This is a genomic window from Corynebacterium humireducens NBRC 106098 = DSM 45392, assembly GCF_000819445.1.
In the GTDB taxonomy this organism is placed as follows: Bacteria; Actinomycetota; Actinomycetes; order Mycobacteriales; family Mycobacteriaceae; genus Corynebacterium; species Corynebacterium humireducens.
The window spans coordinates 448,274-471,151 of the sequence record NZ_CP005286.1; the positions used below are offsets into that span (position 1 = coordinate 448,274).

The 22,878-nt window shown below is 70.8% G+C and carries 26 protein-coding genes; 12 read left to right on the forward strand and 14 right to left on the reverse strand.

The window, feature by feature from the left end:
- The first annotated feature begins 7 nt into the window (after nucleotides 1-7).
- Together B842_RS02275 and B842_RS02280 are read left to right on the forward strand one after the other, a co-directional pair.
- Nucleotides 8-655 (forward strand): LuxR C-terminal-related transcriptional regulator, encoded by a 648-nt coding sequence (locus tag B842_RS02275; protein WP_174520254.1) that lies wholly within the window; start codon nucleotides 8-10, stop codon nucleotides 653-655.
- Complete coding sequence (locus B842_RS02280) at nucleotides 655-885, forward strand: hypothetical protein (RefSeq protein WP_052437686.1); 231 nt, start codon at nucleotides 655-657, stop codon at nucleotides 883-885. Before B842_RS02275 ends, B842_RS02280 begins: the two co-directional genes overlap by 1 nt.
- A 38-nt stretch (nucleotides 886-923) precedes the next feature.
- Here B842_RS02280 and B842_RS02285 read toward each other — a convergent pair whose 3' ends face one another.
- Together B842_RS02285 and B842_RS02290 are read right to left on the reverse strand one after the other, a co-directional pair.
- Entirely contained in the window at nucleotides 924-1,331 is a 408-nt protein-coding gene (locus tag B842_RS02285; protein WP_040084957.1) for a hypothetical protein, read from the reverse strand.
- A gap of 30 nt (nucleotides 1,332-1,361) precedes the next feature.
- Entirely contained in the window at nucleotides 1,362-2,219 is an 858-nt protein-coding gene (locus B842_RS02290; RefSeq protein WP_040084958.1) for a hypothetical protein, read from the reverse strand.
- Between the two features lie 94 nt (nucleotides 2,220-2,313).
- Here B842_RS02290 and B842_RS02295 point away from each other — a divergent pair, with 94 nt between their 5' ends.
- Nucleotides 2,314-2,976 (forward strand): hypothetical protein, encoded by a 663-nt coding sequence (locus B842_RS02295; protein ID WP_306306302.1) that lies wholly within the window; start codon nucleotides 2,314-2,316, stop codon nucleotides 2,974-2,976.
- Nucleotide 2,977: 1 nt separating this feature from the next.
- Nucleotides 2,978-4,522, forward strand: coding sequence for a Y-family DNA polymerase (locus B842_RS02300; protein WP_040084959.1), 1,545 nt, complete (start codon nucleotides 2,978-2,980; stop codon nucleotides 4,520-4,522).
- Here the strand turns inward: B842_RS02300 and B842_RS02305 are convergent.
- On the reverse strand, nucleotides 4,519-5,163 hold the full coding sequence (locus B842_RS02305) for an AMIN-like domain-containing (lipo)protein (protein WP_052437687.1): 645 nt from the start codon (nucleotides 5,161-5,163) through the stop codon (nucleotides 4,519-4,521). The genes B842_RS02300 and B842_RS02305 overlap by 4 nt on opposite strands.
- A 150-nt stretch (nucleotides 5,164-5,313) precedes the next feature.
- Here B842_RS02305 and B842_RS02310 point away from each other — a divergent pair, with 150 nt between their 5' ends.
- Nucleotides 5,314-6,255 (forward strand): ferredoxin family protein, encoded by a 942-nt coding sequence (locus B842_RS02310; RefSeq protein ID WP_040084960.1) that lies wholly within the window; start codon nucleotides 5,314-5,316, stop codon nucleotides 6,253-6,255.
- Nucleotides 6,256-6,258: 3 nt separating this feature from the next.
- Here B842_RS02310 and B842_RS02315 read toward each other — a convergent pair whose 3' ends face one another.
- Nucleotides 6,259-6,615, reverse strand: a complete 357-nt coding sequence (locus B842_RS02315) for a MerR family transcriptional regulator (RefSeq protein ID WP_040084962.1) — start codon at nucleotides 6,613-6,615, stop codon at nucleotides 6,259-6,261.
- 109 nt (nucleotides 6,616-6,724) lie between these two features.
- Here B842_RS02315 and B842_RS02320 point away from each other — a divergent pair, with 109 nt between their 5' ends.
- Both B842_RS02320 and B842_RS02325 read left to right on the forward strand, forming a co-directional pair.
- Nucleotides 6,725-8,260: a SulP family inorganic anion transporter gene (locus B842_RS02320; RefSeq protein ID WP_040084964.1), complete on the forward strand. Its 1,536-nt coding sequence runs from the start codon at nucleotides 6,725-6,727 to the stop codon at nucleotides 8,258-8,260.
- Nucleotides 8,257-8,577, forward strand: coding sequence for a hypothetical protein (locus B842_RS02325; protein ID WP_040084965.1), 321 nt, complete (start codon nucleotides 8,257-8,259; stop codon nucleotides 8,575-8,577). The genes B842_RS02320 and B842_RS02325 overlap by 4 nt, the downstream gene beginning before the upstream one ends.
- Here the strand turns inward: B842_RS02325 and B842_RS02330 are convergent.
- From B842_RS02330 to B842_RS02345, 4 genes are all read right to left on the reverse strand, one after another.
- Nucleotides 8,570-9,340, reverse strand: coding sequence for an HAD family hydrolase (locus B842_RS02330; RefSeq protein ID WP_040084967.1), 771 nt, complete (start codon nucleotides 9,338-9,340; stop codon nucleotides 8,570-8,572). The two genes, B842_RS02325 and B842_RS02330, sit on opposite strands and share 8 nt — an antisense overlap.
- Nucleotides 9,341-9,547: 207 nt before the next feature.
- On the reverse strand, nucleotides 9,548-10,225 hold the full coding sequence (locus B842_RS02335; protein ID WP_040084968.1) for a methionine ABC transporter permease: 678 nt from the start codon (nucleotides 10,223-10,225) through the stop codon (nucleotides 9,548-9,550).
- On the reverse strand, nucleotides 10,222-11,271 hold the full coding sequence (locus B842_RS02340) for a methionine ABC transporter ATP-binding protein (protein WP_040084969.1): 1,050 nt from the start codon (nucleotides 11,269-11,271) through the stop codon (nucleotides 10,222-10,224). Before B842_RS02340 ends, B842_RS02335 begins: the two co-directional genes overlap by 4 nt.
- Before the next feature lie 105 nt (nucleotides 11,272-11,376).
- Nucleotides 11,377-12,237 carry a MetQ/NlpA family ABC transporter substrate-binding protein gene (locus B842_RS02345; RefSeq protein WP_040084971.1) on the reverse strand — a complete coding sequence of 287 codons (861 nt, stop codon included), beginning with the start codon at nucleotides 12,235-12,237 and terminating at the stop codon, nucleotides 11,377-11,379.
- 121 nt (nucleotides 12,238-12,358) lie between these two features.
- Here B842_RS02345 and B842_RS02350 point away from each other — a divergent pair, with 121 nt between their 5' ends.
- Nucleotides 12,359-15,490 (forward strand): error-prone DNA polymerase, encoded by a 3,132-nt coding sequence (locus B842_RS02350; RefSeq protein ID WP_040084972.1) that lies wholly within the window; start codon nucleotides 12,359-12,361, stop codon nucleotides 15,488-15,490.
- A gap of 46 nt (nucleotides 15,491-15,536) precedes the next feature.
- The gene (locus B842_RS02355; protein WP_040084973.1) at nucleotides 15,537-16,076 is read left to right on the forward strand and encodes a hypothetical protein; all 540 of its coding nucleotides are present in this window, start codon (nucleotides 15,537-15,539) and stop codon (nucleotides 16,074-16,076) included.
- A 135-nt stretch (nucleotides 16,077-16,211) separates the two neighbouring features.
- Here B842_RS02355 and B842_RS02360 read toward each other — a convergent pair whose 3' ends face one another.
- Genes B842_RS02360 through B842_RS02380 form a run of 5 tightly spaced genes read right to left on the reverse strand, consistent with a single transcriptional unit; the run spans nucleotide 16,212 to nucleotide 19,858 of the window.
- Entirely contained in the window at nucleotides 16,212-16,418 is a 207-nt protein-coding gene (locus B842_RS02360; RefSeq protein ID WP_040084974.1) for a hypothetical protein, read from the reverse strand.
- Between the two features lie 5 nt (nucleotides 16,419-16,423).
- On the reverse strand, nucleotides 16,424-17,281 hold the full coding sequence (locus B842_RS02365) for a metal ABC transporter permease (protein WP_040084975.1): 858 nt from the start codon (nucleotides 17,279-17,281) through the stop codon (nucleotides 16,424-16,426).
- Nucleotides 17,278-18,180 (reverse strand): metal ABC transporter permease, encoded by a 903-nt coding sequence (locus B842_RS02370; protein WP_040084977.1) that lies wholly within the window; start codon nucleotides 18,178-18,180, stop codon nucleotides 17,278-17,280. Before B842_RS02370 ends, B842_RS02365 begins: the two co-directional genes overlap by 4 nt.
- Entirely contained in the window at nucleotides 18,177-18,914 is a 738-nt protein-coding gene (locus tag B842_RS02375) for a metal ABC transporter ATP-binding protein (protein WP_040084978.1), read from the reverse strand. Before B842_RS02375 ends, B842_RS02370 begins: the two co-directional genes overlap by 4 nt.
- Before the next feature lie 5 nt (nucleotides 18,915-18,919).
- The gene (locus B842_RS02380) at nucleotides 18,920-19,858 is read right to left on the reverse strand and encodes a metal ABC transporter substrate-binding protein (protein WP_040084979.1); all 939 of its coding nucleotides are present in this window, start codon (nucleotides 19,856-19,858) and stop codon (nucleotides 18,920-18,922) included.
- Between the two features lie 110 nt (nucleotides 19,859-19,968).
- On the opposite strand from B842_RS02380, the gene B842_RS02385 reads away from it, so the two are divergent.
- From B842_RS02385 to B842_RS02395, 3 genes are read left to right on the forward strand one after another with little or no spacing between them, the layout of a single operon-like run.
- Nucleotides 19,969-20,655: a metal-dependent transcriptional regulator gene (locus B842_RS02385; protein WP_040084981.1), complete on the forward strand. Its 687-nt coding sequence runs from the start codon at nucleotides 19,969-19,971 to the stop codon at nucleotides 20,653-20,655.
- Between the two features lie 29 nt (nucleotides 20,656-20,684).
- The gene (locus B842_RS02390; RefSeq protein WP_040084983.1) at nucleotides 20,685-21,134 is read left to right on the forward strand and encodes a PH domain-containing protein; all 450 of its coding nucleotides are present in this window, start codon (nucleotides 20,685-20,687) and stop codon (nucleotides 21,132-21,134) included.
- Nucleotides 21,131-22,435, forward strand: coding sequence for a PH domain-containing protein (locus B842_RS02395; protein ID WP_040084985.1), 1,305 nt, complete (start codon nucleotides 21,131-21,133; stop codon nucleotides 22,433-22,435). Before B842_RS02390 ends, B842_RS02395 begins: the two co-directional genes overlap by 4 nt.
- On the opposite strand, the gene B842_RS02400 is transcribed toward B842_RS02395, so the two are convergent.
- Nucleotides 22,408-22,878, reverse strand: a complete 471-nt coding sequence (locus tag B842_RS02400) for a tRNA (cytidine(34)-2'-O)-methyltransferase (RefSeq protein ID WP_040084987.1) — start codon at nucleotides 22,876-22,878, stop codon at nucleotides 22,408-22,410. The two genes, B842_RS02395 and B842_RS02400, sit on opposite strands and share 28 nt — an antisense overlap.

Here is a 22,878-nt window from a genome sequence, read left to right on the forward strand (position 1 = left end):
CGGCATGGTGAAGGTGTTCCTCGTCGACGACCACTCAGTCTTCCGTTCCGGCGTCCGCGCCGAGCTCGCCGGGCAGGTGGACATCGTCGGCGACGCGGGGACCGTCGCCGACGCCATCGACGGCATCAACGCCGCGTGCCCCGACGTCGTGCTTCTCGACGTCCACATGCCCGACGGCGGCGGCCTCGCCGTCCTGCGCGGCGTCTCCGTGGACACCGTCTTCCTCGCGCTGAGTGTCTCCGACGCCGCCGAGGACGTCATCTCCCTGATCCGCGCGGGTGCGCGTGGCTACGTGACCAAGAACATCTCCGGCGCGGAGCTGGCCGAGGCGATCGAGCGCGTCCACTCCGGTGACGCCTACTTCTCCCCGCGGCTGGCGGGTTTCGTGCTCGACGCCTTCGCCGGCGGCGAGATCGTGGAGGACGAGCCCGAGGAGCCGAAGAAGATCGAGGACCCGGTGGTCGACGCGCTGACCCGCCGCGAACTGGAGGTCCTGCGTCTGCTGGCGCGCGGCTACACCTACCGGGAGATCGGCTCCGAGCTGTTCATCTCCGTCAAGACGGTGGAGACCCACGCCTCCAACATCCTGCGCAAGACCCAGCAGTCCAACCGCCACGCGCTGACCCGCTGGGCCCACTCGCGGGACCTGGACTGATGGCACGCGAACCGAAGACCTACGAGTTCAACCTGGGCCGGGTGCTCGTCGCGGCGGCGATCTTCACCGCGATCCTCGCCTGGCAGGCGGACCTCTCCTGGAACTGGTGGGCCCCGGCCTTCTTCATCATCTCCGCCGTGTTCGCCCTCATGCACGCCTTCTACAACTGGGCGAACCTCAAACTCAACGAGATGGGGCACCGGGCGCGGGAGGTGGAGGACCAGCTGTAGGTGGCGGTGACATCTCCGTCCCTGCGTGAGGGGTGTACTTACGCGTACGCCAGTGCCCGGGTGCCGTCGACATGCGGGAACACCAGGTACATCCACCCGAACACGGCCAGTCCGACGAGGACGGTGCCCCAGATCGGCAGGGGGGCGAACACCGGCACGATCATGAGGGCCAGCCACACGAGGAACAGCGGCATCATCTGGCCGAGCTGCGGCTTGATCACCGCGTTCCTCGCCTCGAGGAACTCCTTCATCTCCCGGCGGTAGGGGTGGCCGAACAGCAGGAGCAGCCCGGCGGCGATCGCCCCCACCATGACACCGACCTGGATCCCGCGGGCCAGGTCCGTCGACAGCGCCGCCACGCCCACGGCGATGAGCAGGGAGGTGCCCACGCGGACGATCGGCGGGGTGGGGATGGGCGTGCGGCGGGAGCGGATGTCGGAGTACATGGTGTTTTACGCTAGCAGCCGGGGTGGGGGCTATCCGCAGGCCCAGTCGAAGACGTCGTTCTCCAGGTCGATCTGGGCGTTGCCGCCGCCGAAGTTGAGGGGACCGAACTCCTCGATCTCCAGGTGACGGGGGCCCAGCCCCTTCGGCAGGGCCTGGATGGGGAAGACGGTGCCGCCGAAGTGGCAGCGGCCCTCGTGGGCGTCGCACCAGCGGGACCACTCGTCCTCCTCCCCGTACTCGGGCTGGCGGTAGCCCGCGCCAGTGTCGTCCCAGGCGTTCTCCGGGGCGAGGCCCACGTTGGGGTCGCCCTCCCGCGGGCCCATCCAGATGCCGGTGCTCGTGGAGTGCTCGGCATCGTCCCAGGCGTTGGGGCCTTCGTCGGTGGCCTCCCGGTCCGGCAGGCGGACGTCCTCCGGCGGGGCGCAGGGAGTGCCGCTCAGTTCATCCTCGGTGAGCCAGAGCAGGGCGAACTGTCCGCCGATGATGTCCTCCATGCGGCGCAGGCGGGGGTGCTCCCGGCCCACGGTCCCGGCCAGCTGGGCGAGGAAGGGGTCGGCGGCCTGCTCCGGGGTGAGGGGGTGTCCGGAGAGGATGGCGGTGACGTCCTCATCCTGGTCGGCGAACTGTCCCTCCCCCTGGAAGAAGGCGATCCCGACCAGGTCCGGCCCCTGCGTGCGGTACCCCTCCGGGACCCGGACGGTGAGGACGTGTGCCATGGGGAGTCCCGTGAGGGGACCGCGGGGCCACTGCTCCGGGGTGATCGCGGGCCCGTGGGGGCCGGTGTGGCCGACCCTGACGGCGTCGGTGAGGACGAGGGGGCCGGGGCGGTCGGGGTGCTTCCGGAGCCGGGCGGGGTCAGATCCGAAGCCGAGATCGTGGGCGTGCATGTCGACACGGTAACTGAGCAGGGCGGTTGACGCAGCGCGACCGGGGACGCATACTGAAACGGTGAATAGAACGGGTGTTCGGAAACTGCAGGGGGTGGACGACCTCGCGGGCCTCAGCCGGGCCGAGCGGGTCGATCTCCTGCGTTCCCGGATGGCGGCCCTCGGCGGCGGTGTCCCGCAGCCGACCGTCGGTGGACCGGACGTCATTGCCGTGCCCTCTGACCTGGCCCGCGTCCTGCCGGGCGGGGGTCTGGTGCGCCGGGTGGTCACCCAGGTGTCGGACTGCCCGGCGCTCATCGTCGAACTCATCGCCCAGGTTACCGCGACGGGCGGACACGTCGGGGTGGTCGGCTGGCCGGAACTCTCCCTCGCCGGTGTGGTCGAAAACGGGCGTCTGGAGAGCATTATCGTCGTGCCCGACCCGGGCGCGGACCCGCTGGGGATCGTCGGCGTGCTCGTCGAGGGGCTGGACCTGGTGGTCGCACGGTGGGCGGTCCCGCTGGAGCTCTCGCCGGTCCGCGCGCGTCCGCTGCTGGGCAGGCTGCGCGGCGGTCAGGCGGCGCTGGTGCTCGTCGGGGCGGGGGTGCCCTCCCCGCACGTGCGTGTCGACGCCACGGTGACCACCTTCCGTGGCATCGGCCGGGGGGCCGGGCGGATACGGGGCGTGGACATCGCCGTGCGCGTCGAGGCGAAGGGACGTCCCCCGGCGTCGACGACCGTGACGGTGGGGCAGCGGGCGGAACTGCGGGTGGTGTGACGTGCGCGTCGCCGCCCTGTGGTTCCCGGACTGGCCGGTGCAGGCGACACGCATCGACGACGAGGATCTGCCCGCCACCCTGGCCGTCGCCCGTCAGCACCGCATCCACGTCTGCTCGGATGCCGCCCGCCGCACCGGGGTGCGCCGTGGCATGCGCGTGCGTCAGGCACAGGCCGTGTGCCCCGACCTGGTGGTTCTCGACGAGGACCCCGACCGCGACGGGCGGATGTTCGAGTCGATCGCCGCCGGCCTCGACGACGTCGCCGCCTCCGTGGAGGTGCTCCGTCCCGGCCTGGTCGTCGTCGAGGCAGGTGCCGCGGGCCGCTTCCACGGCTCGGAGTCGCGCGCCGTGGAGATGCTCATCGACGCCGCCGCCCGCCGTGGCGTCGACGCCCAGGTCGGGGTGGCCGACGAGATCGCCACCGCGCTCATCGCCGCCCGCGTCGGGGGCGGGCAGGTCGTCCCTGCGGGCGGGTCGCGGACCTTCCTCGCCGGGCAGCCGGTGGAGCTGCTCGCAGCGGAGACCTCCCTGCACTGCGATCATGCCCTCGTGCAGTCGCTCGGGGACCTCGGCGTGCGCACCCTCGGGGAGCTCGCCGCCCTGCCCGCCACGGCGGTGACCACCCGTTTCGGTGCCGACGGGGAACGCTGCCACCGCATCGCCCGCGCCGCCGCCGACCGCCGCGTGGCCCCGGAGCTGCCGGCCGCGGACCTCTCGGTCGCGGTCACCCCGGAGGACCCCATCGACCGGGTCGACGCCGCCGCCTTCGCCGCCCGGCAGCTGGCCGCCATCCTCCATGAGCGGCTGCGCGCCGCCGGTCTGGTCTGTCTGCGGCTGCGGGTGCTGGCGGAACTGTCCGACGGCACCCGCCTGGAGCGGGTGTGGCGCACCCGCGAGGCGCTCACCGAGTCCGCCACGGCGGACCGGGTGCGCTGGCAGCTCGACGGCTGGCTCACCGCCGGTGGCGCCGGGGCCCTCGCCGCGCTCATCCTCGAGCCCCTGGAGACGGGCCCGCCGGACATCGTCGGTGCGTTGTGGGGTGAACACCGCGACACCACCCGGGTCCGGCGCGTCGTGGGGCGGGTGCAGTCGACCCTGGGGGTCGACAGGGTCCTCGTCCCGCGGCTGATCGGCGGCCGGGGAGTGGCGGAACGCATCGCCTTCGTGCCGTACGGGGAGGAGGGGGGCGTCGAGAAGCAGGGGACGTGGCCGGGACGCATACCCGGACCCCTGCCCGCGCACCTGCGGCACCCGGCGACGCAGGTGCGGCTGCTCAGCCGGACGGCGCGGGACGTGACAGTGACGGCGGAGGCGTTGCTCAGCGACGTACCCTATGCGGTGGGCTGGGGCAACCGCCGTTACCGGGTGGCGGCGTGGGCGGGGCCGTGGCCCGTCGACGCCGGATGGTGGGGCCCGGAGGCGCAGAAGGTGGCGCGGCTGCAGGTGGTCGGGCAGGCCGAGAATGAGCGGCACCCCCGCGCCTGGCTGCTGCTGTGGCTGGGCGGGGGTGTGGGGTGCTGGCGGATCGAGGCGGGATACCGCTAACGGTGGCGGACGTCGATGACCAGGCGGTGCGGGTCGTGGAGGACCGCCACGGAGTAGGGCAGCTTCTCCTTGAGGCCGATGATGAACTGGGAACGGCCCTCGAACGTGCCGACGGCCTGCACCTGCGTGACGTTGCCGGAGCCCGCGACCGTGCCGATCCGCGGATCCTCGATTCCCAGCTCGAAGGGGTAGGCCGTGCCGTCGATGTTGACGTTGAGGGCCACCGACCCCGGGAACTCCACCGGATTGCCGGACCCCTGCTGCGTCGGGGCGGTGGTGTAGTCGATGAACCAGCCCGGCTCGCCGTCGCCGGCCAGGTCGAAGACGATCCGGTCGAAGCCCTCGTGGGCGGCGACGCGCACCGACTCGACGACCAGCAGGGAGGGGGCCGCCGGGCGGGCGGTCTTGAGTGCGACGTCGCCCTCGCCGAGCGGGGCGACCTTGCCCGTGCCTCCGAGGGTGGCGGCCGTGATGGTCCCGACCAGCGAACGCTCCTCCCCGCCGACGTTCTTCGCGCCCCCGGACTCCATCCCGGTCCCGGTGCCGCAGGCGGCGAGGCCGAGGGAACCTGCGGCGAGGATGGCTGCGAGGGTTGTGCGGCGTTGCGAGGATCTGCGAAGCGGCGCCCGGGAGTCAGTCATGTTCTTAACCGTAGCCACAGGAACCCCTCCCGATGAACTCAGAAAGGGGGTTCCGGGCGGATCGTGAACAAATCGTTGCAAACCGGTCACTGGTGTCTCCCGGGCGGGGGTGGCGACCTGTGCTAGAAACAGATCGCTAGGCTGGACCACATGACTGATGCTGCCGATGTTGCCCCCCTGCGCTGCTCAGACGTCCCCGGCGAACCGCTTCCCGGGTCCGCGAAACAGGAACGCGTCTACGTCATCCTCGAGTGGCCGCACGGCTGGAGCCGCGACATCCTCGACGGCGGCGTCTTCGGTGAGGAGCTCACCGCCCGCCTCAAGGAGAAGCTGGGCAAGGACGCCGGACTGCAGCTCATCCGCCACCCCGGCCGGGACGGCCGACGCATCACCAGCCACCACCTGTTCCTGGTGTTCGCGGAACAGGGGCGCATGGAGAAACTGCTTGTCGACGGCCCCGAGGCCATCCTCGACCTCGACCTCTCCGGCCCCGGCCGCAACGGCGCCGAGCCGGTGGACGCCCCGCTGGTCCTCGTCTGCACCCACGGCAAGCGTGATGTGTGCTGCGCCCTCAAGGGGCGGCCGCTGGCGGCGGAACTGTCGGCGCAGCACCCCGGCGACGGACTTCCGGTGGTGTGGGAGACCTCCCACACCAAGGGGCACCGTTTCGCGCCGTCGGTGCTGCTCATGCCGTGGGGATACAGCTACGGCCGCCTCACCGGGGAGACCGGTGACGCGCTGGTCCGGGCGGCCCTCCAGGGGCGCTACTTCTACCCGGGCAACCGCGGGCGGGGTCTGCACGGCCCCCGCGGCCAGGTCGCGGAGCTGGCTGTCGCCCGGCAGCTGCTGCTGGCGGGGGAGGACCTGTACTTCGGCGGACTGGCGGTGCTGGACGACACGGACGGCGCGGACGGCGCAGCCAGCGTCGTCGTCGTGCACGCCGACGGCCGTTCCTGGCATGTCCGGCTCGAACCGCGGGAGATCCCCGGGGTGGTCTCCTCCTGCGGCGACGCCCCGAAGACGGGTCAGGTGTGGGTGGCCACCAGCATCACCGCCGACCAGGCGGACCTGGGGTGGGACGACCGGGAGTAGGGGTCACAGCTCCTCGATGATGCCGAGGAACTCCTCGGCGTAGCCCACCCGCTGGCGCAGCTTCGCCAGGCGGTTGCGGGCCTCCTCGTGCACGCGCTCGATCGTGGCGCGGGCCCCGGGGGAGTCGGGGTTCTCGGCGGCGTCGAGGAACTCCCGCATCTCCTCGAGCGTGAACTGCAGCGGTTTCATGCGGCGCACGAGCAGGATGCGTTCGACGTCGCGTTCGGAGTAGAGGCGGAAGCCGCCGGGGGTCTTGCCGGAGGGGGAGACGACGCCGACGTCGTCGTAGTGGCGCAGTGAGCGGATGGACAGTCCGGTCCTCTCGGCGACCTCGCCGATCTTCATGCCCTCATCGTCCATGCTCAGCACCCTTCCCGGAGTTGTACCCGGCAAACTCTACCGTTACGGTAGGTTTCGTTTTCCGACCTCTCCCATCCACCGTAACCGTTGACCCCAGGAGACCCCTCACGTGTCACACACCGTTGTCGACGCCGCCCCCGACCAGGCAGCCCCCACCGGCGTCGCGGCCTCCTTCCGCCACGCCTTCTCCTCCGCCACGCGCCTGCGTACCGAGGTCCTCGGCGGGCTGGTCGTCGCCCTCGCCCTGATCCCCGAGGCGATCGCCTTCTCCATCCTCGCGGGCGTCGACCCCCGCGTGGGCCTGTTCGCCTCCGTGACCATGGCCGTCACCATCGCCTTCACCGGTGGACGCCCGGCCATGATCTCCGCCGCGACCGGGGCCGTCGCGCTGGTCATCGCCCCGGTGATGCGCGACCACGGCTACGACTACTTCATCGCGACGGTCCTGCTCGCCGGCGTCATCCAGATCGCGATGGCGGTGCTCGGCGTCGCGAAGCTCATGCGGTTCATCCCGCGCTCGGTGATGACCGGCTTCGTCAACGCCCTGGGCATCCTCGTGTTCACGGCGCAGCTGACGCACCTGTGGGACGTGCCCTGGCTGGTGTACCCGTTGTTCGTGCTGGGCATCGTCATCATGCTCGGCTTCCCGCGGATCACCACCGTCGTCCCGGCGCCGCTCATCACCATCGTCGTGCTCACCGGCCTGGTGCTCCTCCTCGGCTGGGACGTCCCCGACGTCGCCGACCAGGGCGAACTGCCGAGCTCCCTGCCGGAGCTCTTCCTCCCCGCCGTCCCGCTGGACCTCACGACCCTGCAGATCATCGCCCCCTACGCCTTCGGCATGGCGCTCGTCGGACTGATGGAGTCCCTCATGACCGCCAAACTCGTCGACGACCTCACCGACGTCCACTCCGACAAGACCCGCGAGAGCTGGGGGCAGGGTGTGGCCAACCTCGTCACCGGCCTCTTCGGCGGCATGGGCGGCTGCGCCATGATCGGCCAGACCATGATCAACGTCCGTGAGGCCCGGGCCCGCACCCGCCTGTCGACGCTCCTCTCCGGCGTCTTCCTGCTCATCTTCGTCGTCGCCCTCGGCGACATCGTCGGCATGATCCCGATGGCCGCGCTCGTGGCCATCATGGTGCTCGTCGCGCTGGGCACCATCGACTGGCACTCCGTCCACCCGCGCACCCTGCGCCTCATGCCGCGCAGCGAGACGCTCGTCATGCTCGTCACCGTCGTCGCGACGCTGGCCACGCACAACCTCGCCGTCGGCGTCATCCTCGGCGTGCTCACCGCGATGATCATGTTCGCCCGCCGCGTCGCCCACATGGTGGAGATCGAGAAGGTCCGGGAACTCGACGTCGACGACGACGGGAAGATCGACATCCGCACCTACCGGGTCCGCGGCCAGCTCTTCTGGGCCTCCTCCAACGACCTCGTCTACCGCTTCGACTACAACGACGACGCCGGCCACATCGTCATCGACCTGTCGCAGGCGGAGATCTGGGACGCCTCCACCGTGGCCACCCTCGACGCCATCCAGCAGAAGTTCCAGTCCCGCGGCCGGATCGTCGACATCATAGGCCTCGACGGGCAGAGCAAGTACCGCCTCGACCGGCTCTCCGGCAAACTGGGGCCATGAGCGACTTCTCCACCTGGGTCACCGCCCGCCGCCAGCGGGCCGCCGCCGCGATGGCTGAGCTGTCCGGCAACGCCTCCGCCTGCGCGATGGGGCGCGCCGGGCGCAGCTTCCCGGCCTTCAAGTACCACGAGGGGGCGACCGCCTCCCTCGGGGCGCTCACCCGCGCACTGCGCCGGGGAGAGGGGGAACGGGGGAGCGTCGAGAAGCTCCTGGGGGAGTGGCAGACGCCCGGCGGGGTCGGCCGCGACTGGGAGGCCTACACCGCCGGCGGCCGCGAGGCGCTGGAGGAGGCCCGCGAACAGCTCGACGCTAGGTGAGGCGGCGCAGCGCCGGGGCGACGGCCTCGATGACCTCGTCCGCGGCGTCCATCACCTCGTCGGGGGACCAGGAGAAGGCGTAGGAGCGGTCCGCGATCGCGTGGAGCGCCAGGTCGTTCCAGGAGTCACCGAAGGTGTAGAGCGTGACCTCCTCACGCGGCAGCCCCAGGTGGGCGATGACCTCCCGCATGCCCGTCGCCTTGTCGACTCCCGCCGGCACGATGTCCAGGAACGTGCGGTGGATGTGCACCGCCAGCTCGGGGTGGGCGCGCAGGATGTCGTCGCGCAGCTGCCGCTGGCGGGAGGGGTTGTTCGGCACCCACACCGGCAGGCAGGCCACGTCCCCGGTGTCCAGCTCCGCGAGGTCCACCCGCACCCAGTCCTGCAGGATCGTGCCGGTGAACCGGGCGGGCTCCGCCGAGAGCAGCGCGTCCGGGCCGTGCAGCGGCATGGCGTAGACGGCGACGGAGGGGTCGTCGAGGAGAGGGACCAGGATCTCGCGCAGGCTGTCGACGGGCACCGTCCGGGAGAAGAGGTAGTCCCCCGCGCGGTCCGCGACCCCCGCCCCGGTGAACGCCACCGAGTAGTCGAAGGTGAGGTCGTAGGGCTGCAGGGCGCTCTGCAGCGCCGAGAGGGACTTGCCCGTGGCCGCGACCGCCAGGTGGCCCGCCTCCTGCCAGGCGCGGATGGCGCGGATGTCCTCCTCGGCGATGCCGTGGGGGAACAGCAGGGTGTCGTCGATGTCGAAGGCGGCGATCTTCATGACATCCAGGCTAGCTGCGTTCTGAGGTACCCGTCTGTGTCTGCAGGCCAGGTTGTGTCCTGGGGAAACAGTGCGGTCGAGCGGGCAGAAGGGTACTTCCGCACGGCAGGTCGTCGCCCCGACGTGTTCTCGATCGGGAGCCCCCGTTTCGGCTCCGGGTACGCAAAACCCCCGACACGGGGTCGGGGGTGTGAACGGCGGGCGACGCTAACGCCGCATGAGCTTTCGCGAGAGCCAGTTGCCCAGCAGCTGCGCGATCTGCACGATGATGACGATGACGATGACCGCCGCGTACGTGACCTCCAGGTCGTAGGCGCGGTAGCCGTAGACGATGGCGAAGTCACCCAGGCCACCACCGCCGATGTAGCCGGCCATCGCGGACATGTCGACCACCGCGATGAAGATGAACGTGTAGCCGAGGACCAGCGGGCCGAGGGCCTCCGGGATGATCACCGTGCGGATGATCCGCCACGGCCCCGCCCCCATGGCGCGGGCGGCCTCGATGACGCCGGGGTCGATGGCCACGAGGTTCTGCTCGACGATGCGGGCCACGGCGAAGGCGGCGGCGATGCACATGACGAAGATCGCCGCGGACCGGCCGATGGTGGTGCCCACGACCTGGACCGTCACCGGCGCCAGCATGGCGATGAGCACGATGAAGGGGATCGGGCGGACGAAGTTCACCAGGATGTTGAGCGTCCAGTACAGCGGCTTCGACTGCAGGATGCCGCCCGCGCGGGACGTGTACAGCAGCAGGCCGATGAGCAGGCCGCCGAGGCCGCCGAGCACCATCGTGAGGGACACCATGACGAGGGTGTCGCCGATGGCGTCGATGAAGGTCGGGCCGAGACGGTTCCAGTCTGCGGCGAGGAGGGTCTCGTTCATCGCGTGATCTCCTGGATGTCGGTGGTGCGGGACAGCGTGTCACGGAACTTCTCGACGGCCGCGTCCGGCCCCGTCACCCGGACGGTCATCTTGCCGAAGGACTGCCGCTGCAGCGTGGTGACGCCGCCGTGGACGATGTTGATGAGCATCCCCTCCTCACGGCCGGCGGCGGCCGCGGCGAAGAACCCGGAGTCCTCCGTGAGGGTGATGGTGAACAGGCGGCCCTCGTGGGCCAGCAGGTCCTCCGCCTCGACCTGGTCGGGGGTGTTGCGCAGCGAGGTGGACACGAAGCGCCGCGCCACCGCAGTCTGCGGGCGGGAGAACACCTCGTAGACGCTGCCGTGCTCGACCACCCGGCCGGCCTCCATGACGGCGACCTTGTCGGCGATGGAACGCACGACGTCCATCTCATGGGTGATTACGACGATGGTGATGCCCAGCTCGCGGTTGATCTCCCGGAGCAGGTCGAGCACGTCCTGGGTGGTCTCCGGGTCGAGGGCCGAGGTGGCCTCGTCGGCGAGCAGGAGCCGCGGGTTGGTGGCCAGGGCGCGGGCGATGCCGACGCGCTGCTTCTGGCCGCCCGACAGCTGCTCCGGGTAGTTGTCGCCCTTGTCGCCCAGGCCGACGAAGTCGAGGAGCTCGGCGACGCGCCGCCGCCGCTCCGCGCGCGGCATGCCGGCCAGCTCCAGCGGGTAGGCGATGTTGCCGGCGGCCGTGCGGGACTGGAAGAGGTTGAACTGCTGGAAGATCATGCCGATGCCCCGGCGGATCGAGCGCAGCTTGGACTCGGGGAGTCCGACGATGTCGGTGCCGTCGAGAAGCAGCTGGCCGGAGGTTGTGGAGTCCAGCCCGTTGATGAGGCGGACGAGCGTCGACTTGCCGGCGCCGGAGTAGCCGATGACGCCGAGGATCTCGCCGGGTTCGACGGTCAGGGTGACGCCGTCGACGGCGCGGGTCTCGGTCTTCCGCTGGTTGGTGAAGACCTTGGTCACATCGCGGAACTCGATGCGGGTACCGGTACGCGGCCGGGTGGGTGGTGCGGTCACAGGTTCGGTCACGGTGTTCTGGGGGCCGTTCTGGGAGGGGGACTGGTCAGGTAAATGCTAAACCCCGCCGCGGGAACGCGACGGGGCAGGTGGGCGGAGTGCGGCCTACTGCTCGCGGGCCGCGAGGCGCTCCATGATCGCGGCGAGCTCCTCGGGCGAGCGCTCGACGGTGACGGCGGTGTTGCCGGAGGTCTCCAGGACGGCGGCGGTGACGGCCGGGTCCTTCCACAGCTCGGCGAGACGGATGAGGGTCTCGTCGTCGGCCTTGTCGCGGGTGGTCACCCAGGCGTTGATGTACGGCTCGGCCTGCTCGGTGCTCGGGTCATCCTGGAAGATGGCGAGGGACGGGTCGATGCTGGCGCGCTCCAGGAAGGAGTTGTTGATGATGGCCGGGCGACCCTCGTGGTAGGCGGTGGTGGTCTGGGCGGCGTCGACGGTGACGATGGAGACCTTGGACTTCTCGGTGTCGACGTCGGCCGGGGTCGGGTTGTAGACGCTGTCGTCGCGCAGGGTCACCAGACCGGCCTGGGCGAGGACGTTGATGGCGCGGCCCTGGTTGGTGTCGTCGTTGGGGATGACGACGCCCTCGCCCTCGATGCCGTCGAGGGAGTCGTGGTCCTTCCAGAACAGGGACAGCGGGTTGATCTCGGTGGCGGCGTACGGCACGAGGTCGGCGTTGGCGCCTTTGTTGTAGGAGGCGAGGAAGTCCAGGTGCTGGAACTTGTTGACGTCGATCTCACCCTGCACGAGCGCGTCGTTCGGGGTGTTGTAGTCGGAGAACGGCACGATCTCGATGTCGATGCCCTCCGCCTCGACGATGTCGGCGAAGACGTCCCACTCCTTGAGCTGGGCGTCGGTGGTGCCGATGCGGACGGTCTCCCCGGAGGAGCCGGAGCCGCAGGCGACGAGGCCCACGGAGGCGATGACGGCGGCGGCGGTGCCGGCCAGGAGGCGACGGAAAGTCATGGTGGTGTCCTTACGTGTTCGGTTCGTTGGTTCTGAAACCTAGCACCGGGCGTACCGCTCTGTCTAGTCCTTGCCGCGGGCAGTGTGGCACATCTGTTCGATCAGGGGTAGATTGCGGGGCATGGGATTCCACGGTGGGGCACACCTCGGCTGGTCGCGGCTGGAGCGCATCCTCTCCGGCCGCCCGGGCCCCACGCCCGTCCCGGTCGGCCATCTCGGGGAGGGTGCTTGCCGACGCCGCCCCGTCGCCCCCTCCGCCCTCCCCTTCGCGGAGCTCCACGCCGTGAGCTCCTACAGCTTCCTCCACGGGGCCAGCGATCCCGAGGCCCTCGTGGAACGGGCCGCCGAACTGGGGATGACCGCGTTGGCGCTGGTGGACAGGGACGGCTTCTACGGTGCCGTCAAGTTCGCCGAGGCCGCCGCGGAGGTGGGTCTGCCCACCGTGTTCGGCGCGGAACTGACCCTGGGGGAGCGGGTCCTCCCCGTCCTGGCGCGCGGTCCGGAAGGGTACCGGCGGCTCTCGCACCTCATGACCGACGCCCACCTGGCCGGCGGAACGAAGGGGGAGGTGGCCTACCCGCCGCTGGCCGGGATCGCCGGGGTGCTGGACGGGCACGGGGTGGTCCTGCTGGGACCCGCCTGGATCGCCGACGTCGATCACGTGGTCGATCTGTTCGGGGTGGAGGGTGCCGTGCTCGAGTACCCCGTCACGATGACCCCGGAGGACGCGGACCACCACGAGAAACTTGACGCGTGTAGACGGCACGGTCTACGCGGCATCGCCACCGCGACCCCCGCTGCCGCCACCCGCCGGGAGGCCCGCCTGGCCGGGGCGAAACGGGCCCTGGCCAGGCGCCTGTCCCTCGGGGAGGCCGAACCCGACCTGCACCCCATGGGCGCGCCCTGGCTGCGTTCCGGGGAACAGCTGGCCCGGCTGCTGCCGGGACGCCCCGAGCTGCTGGCCGCCTCCGTGGAGCTGGCGCAGGAGTGTGCCTTCACCCTCAACCTCGTCGCCCCCGGGCTGCCGGACCACCCCACCCCGGAGGGGCACACCGAGATGACCTGGCTGGCCGAGCTGACACGGCAGCGGGCGCGACGGCGGTACGCCTCCCGCCCCGCGGACATCCGGGACCGGGCCGCCGCCCAGATCGAGCACGAACTGGCGGTGATCGGGGAGCTCAACTTCCCCGGCTACTTCCTCATCGTCACCGACCTCGTCGACTTCTGCCACGACCACGACATCCTCTGCCAGGGGAGGGGCTCGGCGGCGAACTCGGCGGTGTGTTTTGCACTGGGCATCACCAACGCGGAACCCGTCTCCGCGGGGCTGCTCTTCGAACGTTTCCTCTCCCCGGACCGCGACGGCCCGCCGGACATCGACATCGACATCGAGTCCGGCCGTCGGGAGGAGGTCATCCAGTACGTCTACGAGCGCTACGGCCGCGACAGGGCGGCGCAGGTGGCCAACGTCATCACCTACCGCACGAAGGGGGCGCTCCGCGACGCCGCCCGCGCCCTCGGCCACCCGCAGGGGGCGGTGGACGCCTGGTCGAAGGGCACCGCCGAACCCCCGGCCGCCGTCGTGGACCTGGCGGCCCGGTTCAAAGGACAGCCCCGCCACCTGGGCATCCACTCCGGCGGCATGGTCATCTGCGACCGGCCCATCGCCGACGTCGTCCCCGTGGAGTGGGCCCGGATGCCGGGACGCTCGGTGGTGCAGTGGGACAAGGACGACTGCGCCTCCGCCGGCCTGGTCAAGTTCGACCTGCTGGGCCTGGGCATGCTCGAGGCGCTGCACCACATGATCGACCTCGTCGAGGAGCAGCACGGGCAGCGCATCAACCTGTGGGAACTCGACCTCGCCGACGAGGGCGTCTACGACATGCTGTGCCGCGCCGACGCCGTCGGGGTCTTCCAGGTGGAGTCCCGCGCCCAGCTGTCGACCCTGCCGCGCCTGCGTCCCCGCTGCTTCTTCGACCTCGTCGTCGAGGTCGCCCTCATCCGCCCCGGCCCCATCCAGGGCGGCTCCGTGCACCCCTACCTGCGGCGCCGCGCCGGGCAGGAGGCGGTCACCTACGACCACCCCGTGCTGGAGAAGTCACTGGGCAAGACACTCGGCATCCCCCTGTTCCAGGAGCAGCTCATGCAGATCGCCGTCGACGCCGCCGGATTCAGCGGCGCGGAGGCCGATGCGCTGCGCCGCGCGATGGGCTCCAAACGTTCCCCGGCGCGGATGGCGGCGCTCCGGGACCGCTTCTTCCGCGGCGTGTGGGACACCAACGGCATCGGGGAGGAGGTGGCGGAGACACTGTGGAACAAGATCGTCGCCTTCGCCGCCTACGGATTCCCCGAATCGCACTCGCAGTCCTTCGCCTCGCTGGTGTACTTCTCCGCCTGGTTCAAGCACCACCACCCGGCGGAGTTCTGCGTGGGGCTGCTGCGCGCCCAGCCGATGGGCTTCTACTCGCCGCAGTCGCTCATCCAGGACGCCCGCCGCCACGGCGTGGAGATCCTGCCCGTCGACGTGCAGACCTCCGGGGAGGAGGCCTGCGTCGACCGGGGTCGCATCCGCCTCGGCCTCAACCTGGTCAAGGGGCTGGGGGCGGAGGCCGCCGCCCGCATCGCGGCCGCCGCGCCCTTCACGGGCATCCCCGACATGGCGCGCCGGGCGGACCTCTCGGTCGCGCACGTCGAGGCGCTGGCCCGGGCCGGGGCGCTGGCGGGCCTCGGGGTGGACCGTCGGCAGGCACTGTGGGAGGCGGGCATCGCCGCCACCGAACGCGAGGGCATGCTGCCGGGGCTCTCCGCGGTCACCGCGCCCACGCTGCCCGGCATGAACGCCCTCGAGCTCATGGTCGCCGACATCGCCGCCACGGGCGTCACCCACGACCGGCAGCCGCTGGAGGTGCTGCGTTCCTCGCTTGCCGACGCCGGCGTGGTCACCGCCGCCGCCCTTCGCACCGTCCCCGACGGCACCCGCGTCCGCGTCGCCGGGGTGGTCACCCACCGGCAGCGTCCCCGGACCGCCTCCGGCCTGACCTTCCTCGGCATGGAGGACGAGACGGGGCTGCTCAACGTCATGGTCTCCGTGGGGTTGTGGAACCGCCGCCGGACGGTGGCGCGCACCGCGAAAGCCCTGGTGGTGCGCGGTATCGTGCAGAACGCCTCGGGGGCGGTGACCGTGGTCGCCGACCGGTTGGAACCGCTGGCACTGGGGGAGTGGCTCAGCCGTGGTTCGCGTGACTTCCGCTGACCCGGCCGGGCATGTCGGGCTCATGCGGTCCACCTATGATTGAGGCATGGAGACCGCATCCTCTTCCCGGGTAACGCTCGATCAGATCGCCGATGACATTGCCGCCGCCACCACCGTCACAGACGTCCTGTCCTCCCTGATCCGCGAGTGCGACCTCTCCACCGCGGAGGCCTCCCGCGTGGTGCAGCTGCAGGCCGACCAGCTGTCCAGTGCCCTCTTCCCGGCCGGTTTCTTCCCCGTCGGCGAGGTCTACGACGAGGACCGGTACCAGGAGTGGCTCATCCGGGGGCTGATCGACACGTTCAGCGGGGGAATCGACAAGCTGGAGGAGGACGTGGCCGGCTTCCTCCGGGTGGTGTTCGGCCAGGGAGACGAACCGACCGCCGAGTTCAACGCCGCCATCTTCCTGGGGGCGAAGAAGCGGGTCGCCCAGGCGATCTCCTCTGTGCCGGTGGGCCTCTTCTGCCGTGACGGCATCGCGCACCTCAGGGAGCACGGCGCCCAGTGGCAGAACCACCCCTTCACCTCGCCCGGCTGGTCGGACTCGCGGTCCTATGAGGTGCGCCGCGACGACGAGGGGCTGTAGGGCCGCGCCACCTGCGCCACCCCACCCCGTCCCTCCGCAAGGTCGAGACCACACGGTCGAGCGGAGACTGGTCTCGACTCTGTGGGTGCCCTGGCGGGCTGGTCCCGAAGAAGTGGTCTCGACCGTGTCGGGCGGCTACAGCCAGTGGTCGCGGGCGTACTCCAGGAACGCGAGGATTGCCGCGGCGGCGATGGTGCCGGCCAGCCACACGCCCAGGAAGAAGATGATGTCCAGGAAGTCGAGGGGCATCTCGCGGGTCATCAACGTCGAGGCGAAGGCGATGAGCACGGCGACGGTGGCGCCGGTGGGCATCTTGGCGATGAGGTATTCGAGGGCGGTCACGTCAGTCAGCGTAGCTGGCGGCGTCGGGAAGCATGGCGTGTACTCAGCAGCACCGCGAGAAACAGCACACCGTAGAACACCGCCATCGCCGCGGAGGTGGACGTGTCGGTGACGTAGGCCAGCCAGAAGCCGGTGCCCGCGCCGGTACCGGCGATGGTGAGGGTCCACAGGATCATCCGGTCGAGGCGGGTGCTGAGGAGCAGCGCGGTGGCGGCGGGGGCGACCACGAGGGCGATGACCAGGATGGCGCCGGCCGCGTGGAAGGCCGCCGTGACGGTGACCGAGACGAGGAACATGAAGGCCAGGTTGAGCCGCCGGACGGGGATGCCCTGGACGGCGGCGGCCTGGGGGTCGAAGGTGGAGGCCTTCATCTGGGGGAGGAAGGCGGTGAGGAACAGTGCGTTGACGCCCAGCACCGCGAGCATGACGTAGAGGTAGGCGGGACCCGCATCGACACCACCCACCAGCAACCGGTCGAAGGACGCCAGGTTGAGGTCGCCGACGAGGACGGTGTGGACGTCGAGGTGCACGTGCGCGAAGCGGGAGGTCACGAGGATGATGCCCCCGGCGAAGAGGGCGGGGAAGATGAGGCCCTGGGGGGCGTCGCCGGTGAGCAGGCGGGTGGCGGTCAGCCATTCCGAGCCGATGACCACGAGCAGCCCGGTCGTGGCGGCCCCCAGGATGAGCCAGGGGGACCGCAGGTCGTAGGTCAGCATGAACCCGACGACGATGCCGGGGAAGACGGCGTGGGACATGCCGTCGACAAGCATGGAGTTCTTCCGCAGGACCACGAACACGCCGGGCAGGGCACAGGCCAGGGCGGTGACCACGGCGAGGGCCGCGGTGCCGAGGATGAAGATCATGACACGACCTCCAGGGAGAGACGGCGGTGCCGCCACGCGCGGGCGACGATGCTGCGCGGGGAGAACACCAGGGAGAGGAGCAGGAGGACGAAGAGGACGAGCACGATGACGGGCCCGGTGGGCAGCGGCCCGAGGGCGATCGACAGGTAGGCGCCGAGGGCGGAGCCCACCGCGCCGAACACACCGGAGAGCACGACCATGCCCCGCATCGTCCGCGTCCACTGCCGGGCGGCGGCCGGGGGCGTGACCACGAAGGCCACCATGAGCACGAGTCCGACGGCCTTGACCCCGATGACCGTCGCCAGGGCGATGGTGACGAAGATGAGCGGGTCGACCCTCCGGTGGGAGAAGCCGAGCAGGCCGGCCAGGTCACGGTCGAAGGTCGAGAGCACGAACTCCTTCCAGAACACCGCCACCACCAGCAGCGCCAGCGCCCCGACGACGAGGGAGACGGTGAGGTCGGCGCGCGTGATGGTGGAGGCGTTGCCGAAGAGGTAGTCCTGGATGCCGCCCTTGCCGGGCAGCGGGTGGCGCTGGATGTACTGCATGAGCAGCATGCCCAGGCCGAAGAGACTGGACAGGACGACGGCCATGGCGGTGTCGACGGCGATGGGGGAGACCCGGGTGATGGCGTTCGCGGCGGCGATGGCCAGGGTCCCGGCGAGGGTGGCGCCGACGAGCATGCCGGTCATGGAGCGGCCGTCGAGACCCAGGGCGGTGAGCACGAGGAACGCCAGGAGGGTGCCGGGGAGGGCGGCGTGGGCGATGACGTCGCTGATGAGCGACTGCCGACGCAGGTAGGCGAAGGATCCCAGGGCGCCGGCGACGGCCCCGATGACGGTGGTCCCGGCGGTGACCATCATGTAGGTGTGGTCGGCGAAGAAGCTGGTCGGGCTCATGGTGTCACCGAGAGCCCGTAGGCGGCGGCGATGTTCTCGTGCGTGAAGTGGGTCGACACCTCGCCGCTGGCCACCACGCCGCGGCGGGCGTCGCCGCCGAGCAGGGTCACGTGGTCGCAGTAGTCGGCGACCGTGGACAGGTCGTGGTGGACGAGGATGACGGTCCGGCCCTGTGCGCGCAGGTCATGGAGGACGTCGACGATGGCCTGCTGGGAGAAGGCGTCGACCCCCTGGAAGGGTTCGTCCATGATGAACAGGTCCGGTTCCTGGGCCAGGGTGCGGGCCAGGAACACGCGCTGGCGCTGGCCGCCGGACAGCTGCCCGATCTGGCGGTCGGCGAGGTCGGTGACACAGGTGGCCTCCATGGCGCGGGCGGCGGCCTGCTTCTCCGCCCTGCCGGGCCGGCGCAGCCAGCCCAGCCGTCCGTAGGTGCCCATGAGCACGACGTCGGCGACGGTGGTGGGGAAGTCCCAGTCGACCGAGGTGTGCTGCGGCATGTACCCGACCTGCTGGCGGACCTGCGCGAGCGGACGCCCGAAGAACAGGGCGTCACCGGAGGCCGGGGGCACCAGCCCGAGCATGGCCTTGAGCAGGGTGGACTTGCCGGAGCCGTTGGGGCCGACCACACCCATGACCACCCCGACGGGGACCGTCAGGGAGATGTCCCGCAGGACCGGGGTGGAGTGGTAGGCGACGGTGAGGCCGCGGGCCGCGGCGGCGACAGACGGAGACATCTCCCCTACCCCGCGTTCCTCGCGCCCAGGCCCCGGGCGACGGTGCTGACGTTGTGCTCGAACGCGCCGAGGTAGGTGTCCACGGGGGCCTCCGGGCCGAGGGAGTCGGCGAAGAGTTCCTCGGCGGAGATGGTGACGGACCAGCCTCGGGAGGCGACGGCCTCCTCGAGCGAGGTGATCGCCTGGGGGCTGGCCTGGTTGTCACGGAAGATCACCGGGATGCGGTTGTCCGCGATGTAGTCGGCGAGTTCGGAGAGTTCGGTGGGGGAGAGCACCGCCTCGGTGGAGATGAAGTCGGTGGCGCGGACCTCCAGGTCGAAGGTCTGCCCGAAGTAGCCGAAGGCGTCGTGGCCGGTGACGAGGATGCGCGGGGCCTCCAGGTCGGCGAGTTCCCGCTGGGAGCGTGCGGCCAGCTCGGCGATCTGCCCGTTGTAGGTCCGGGCGTTGTCGCGGTAGGTCTGTGCGTTGTCCGGGTCCTCCTCGGCGAGGCGCTCGGCGATGTCGTCGACGACGAGCTGCCAGGCGTCGGGGCTGTTCCACACGTGGGGGTCGAACAGTTCGTTGCCGTCGGGGTCGGTCTCGTCCCAGGGGAGGAGCAGGTCCTGCGGCAGACGGTCGCCGAGGGCGCGGTGCCGGTCGCCGAGCGACTCCAGCTGGGTGATCATCTGTGCCTCGAGGTACAGGCCGTTGGAGAAGACGATGTCGGAGGTGCGCAGGGTCTCGACGTCGCGGGTCGACGGCTGGTAGGTGTGCGGGTCGCCGCCGGGGCCGACCATCGTGGTCACCTGCGCGTCGGGGGCGATGGTGCGGACGGCGTCGGCGATGTAGCCGGTGGTGGCGTAGACGGTGAGTGGGCGGTCGGCTCCGGTGCCGCCGTCCCCGGCGCAGGCGCTGAGGGGCAGGAGCAGGGCGAGGGCCGTGGCCGCCCCGAGGATGCGTCGCATTGAAACGTCCTTTCTGGTATTCTGGACTATCAAGTTCAATGGATTGAACTTCCAGGTACGGTAGTGCCTGACCTGCCGGGAGGCAAGACGGCTCCGGCTACCATGGCCCCATGCACGTCCATGACCTCCCCGACCGTTCGCAGGACTACCTCAAGGCCCTGTGGGACATCGCGGAGCTTTCCGACGCCCCCGGCACCCCCGCCGCCCTCGGCGACCTCGCCCGCCTCACCGGTCAGAAATTGCCCACCGCCTCCGAGGCGGTCAAGCGTCTGGCCCGCCAGGGTCTCGTCCACCACGAGCCCTACGCCGGCGTCACCCTCACCGCCGAGGGGCGTCGCCTCGCGCTGGCGATGGTGCGCCGCCACCGGCTCCTGGAGACCTTCCTGGTCACCGTCCTCGGCTACACCTGGGACGAGGTCCACGAGGACGCTGACCTGCTGGAACACGGCGTCTCCGACCGGCTTCTCGAGCGCATGGACGCCCACCTCGGCCACCCCGCCCGCGACCCCCACGGCGACCCGATCCCGACGGCGGACGGGAGCGTCGAGAAGCTGCCGGGCCTGAGCCTCACCGCCGTCGCGCCGGGCACGGAGGTCCTCGTCGAGCAGATCAACGACCGCGACCCGGACCTCCTGCGCTACCTCGCGGGTCACGGCATCGTCCCCGGCGCCCACCTGCGTGTCGACGCCGCCCCCGCCGCCGGCCTGCTCACCGTCACCGTCGCCGGGGTCCCGGTGCCCGTCGCGGAGTCCAGCCTCGGCGACATCCGCGTGAGCCTGCCGGGGTCGGCGGAGTAGTTCACGCCCGCTTTCCCTAGGGTGGAGGCGTGAACCCTGTCTCCCCGAAACTCGTCACCGCCCGCTACATCGGCCGCCTTCCGGCGTTCGTCATCGCCGCGGGGCTCCTCGCGGCCCTGGCCTGGTGGGTGAGTCCGTGGTTCTGGATCGGCGCGGGCGTGTTCCTGGCGCTCCTCGCCTGGCAGGTGTGGCTCATCCCGGCGCAGGTCAGGCTGCTGGGATGGCAGGAGACGGAGGATGAGCTGCTCATCACGAAGGGACGCCTGTGGCACACGTTCACGGTGGTGCCCTACGGGCGGATCCAGTTCGTCGACGTCACCGCCGGGCCCGTCGAACGCGCCCTGGGGATGAAGACGCTCAAGCTGCACACGGCGTCGGCGTCCTCGGACTCGGTCGTCGAGGGGCTGCCCGCCGACACCGCCGACGCCCTGCGTGACCGGCTGGCGGTCAAGGCCCGGGAGAGGATGAGCGGGCTGTGAACAACTGGCGTCACGTCCACCGCCTCACCCCGCTGCTGAAGTTCTGGACGGTCATCCTGGCCGTGCTGGCCGTCGTCGTGGTCAACGTCAACGTCGCGGTGCTCACCCGGGCATGGGCCTGGCTGGAGCAGGGCCAGTTCCTGCCCCTGCTGGGCCTGGCGGGCGCGTTCGTCCTGGCCTGCGCCCTGGTGTGGTTCGCGTCCCAGGTGTGGTGGCAGGCGATGGGTTTCCGCCTCGACGCCGAGGAGGTGTCGCTGCGGCAGGGGGTGTTCAACAAGGCGCTGCGCACCGCGCGTTATGACCGCATCCAGGCGGTCGACGTCGTCGAGTCCGTCGTCGCCCGGGTCTTCGGGCTGGCGTCCGTGCGGGTGGAGACGGCCGGCGGCGGTGACTCCGTCATCGAGATCGCCTACCTGCCCCGGGCGGAGGCCGAGGCGGTGCGCCGCGAGGTCCTCGCCCGCGCCCGCACCACGCCCGCCCCCGGGGCCGACCACCCCGAGCAGGGCCGGGTCATCGTCCCGGAGATCCCCGTCGCCCGTTCCCTGGCGGCCGCAGCGCTGCAGGGCAGCAGCCTCGGCGGCGTCCTCGCGGTGTTCTCGGTCCTGCTCTCCCCGCTGAGCTGGGCCACCCTCGTGCCCGTCCTCCTCGGTTTCGTGCCCGTCATCTGGAATCAGATCGACAGGGCCTGGCGTTTCACCGCGCGTCTCGACGACGACACCCTCCACCTCTCCTACGGTCTGGCCGACCGTCGGAAACAGTCGATCCCGCTGGAACGCATCCACGGCGTACGCCTCGTCCAGCCTGCCCTGTGGCGGGCCACCGGCTGGTGGTTCGTGTCGGTCTCGGTGGCGGGCTACGGCGCGACGTCGGGACGCAACTCCGCGACGACCACCCTCCTGCCCGTCGGTTCCCGGGAGCAGGCCGACGCCCTGCTGGCGGTCATCGCCCCCGCCCCGCTTGTCGACGCCCCCACCTACACCTCCCCGGCCCGCGCCCGCTGGGTCTCACCCATCGACCTGCGCCAGCAGTCGGTGACGGTGCGCGACGACGCCGTGATCACCCGGAAGGGACGCCTGAGCACCCGGATCGCGGTGATCCACCCCAGCCACATCCAGGAGCTCTCACTCACCCGCGGGCCCCTGCAGCAGCTCCTCGGCCTGTGCACGGTGCGTTTCGACCTCGTGCCCGGGCCCGTCCGCATGGCCGGGGAGGACCTCACCCCCGAGGACGGCAACGCCCTGCTCAACCAGCTGCGGCGGCGTGCCCTGCCCGCCTACACCCCGCCCGGGAAGCCGAGCTGACGCCAGGCCTCGTAGGTGGCCACGGCCGCCGAGTTGGACAGATTCATCGAGCGACGCCCCGGGATCATGGGGATGCGCACCTCGTGTTCCAGGCGCGGGTGCGCGAGCACCGACTCCGGCAGGCCGGTGGTCTCGGTGCCGAAGAGCAGGGCGTCACCCTCCCGCCACGCCACGTCGGTGTGCCACACGGTCGCCTGTGTGGTGAAGGGGAAGATGCGGGAGGAGGGGAGCGTCGACAAGCATTCCTCGAAGGAACCGTGGACGGTGACCTCCGCGAGGTCGTGGTAGTCCAGACCGGCGCGGCGCAGGTGCTTCTCGCTGAGATCGAAACCCAGCGGCTCCACCAGGTGGAGGTGCGCCCCGGACCCCGCGCACATGCGGATGGCGTTGCCCGTGTTCGGGGGAATGACGGGGTTATCGAAGATGACGTGCAGTCGGGCCAT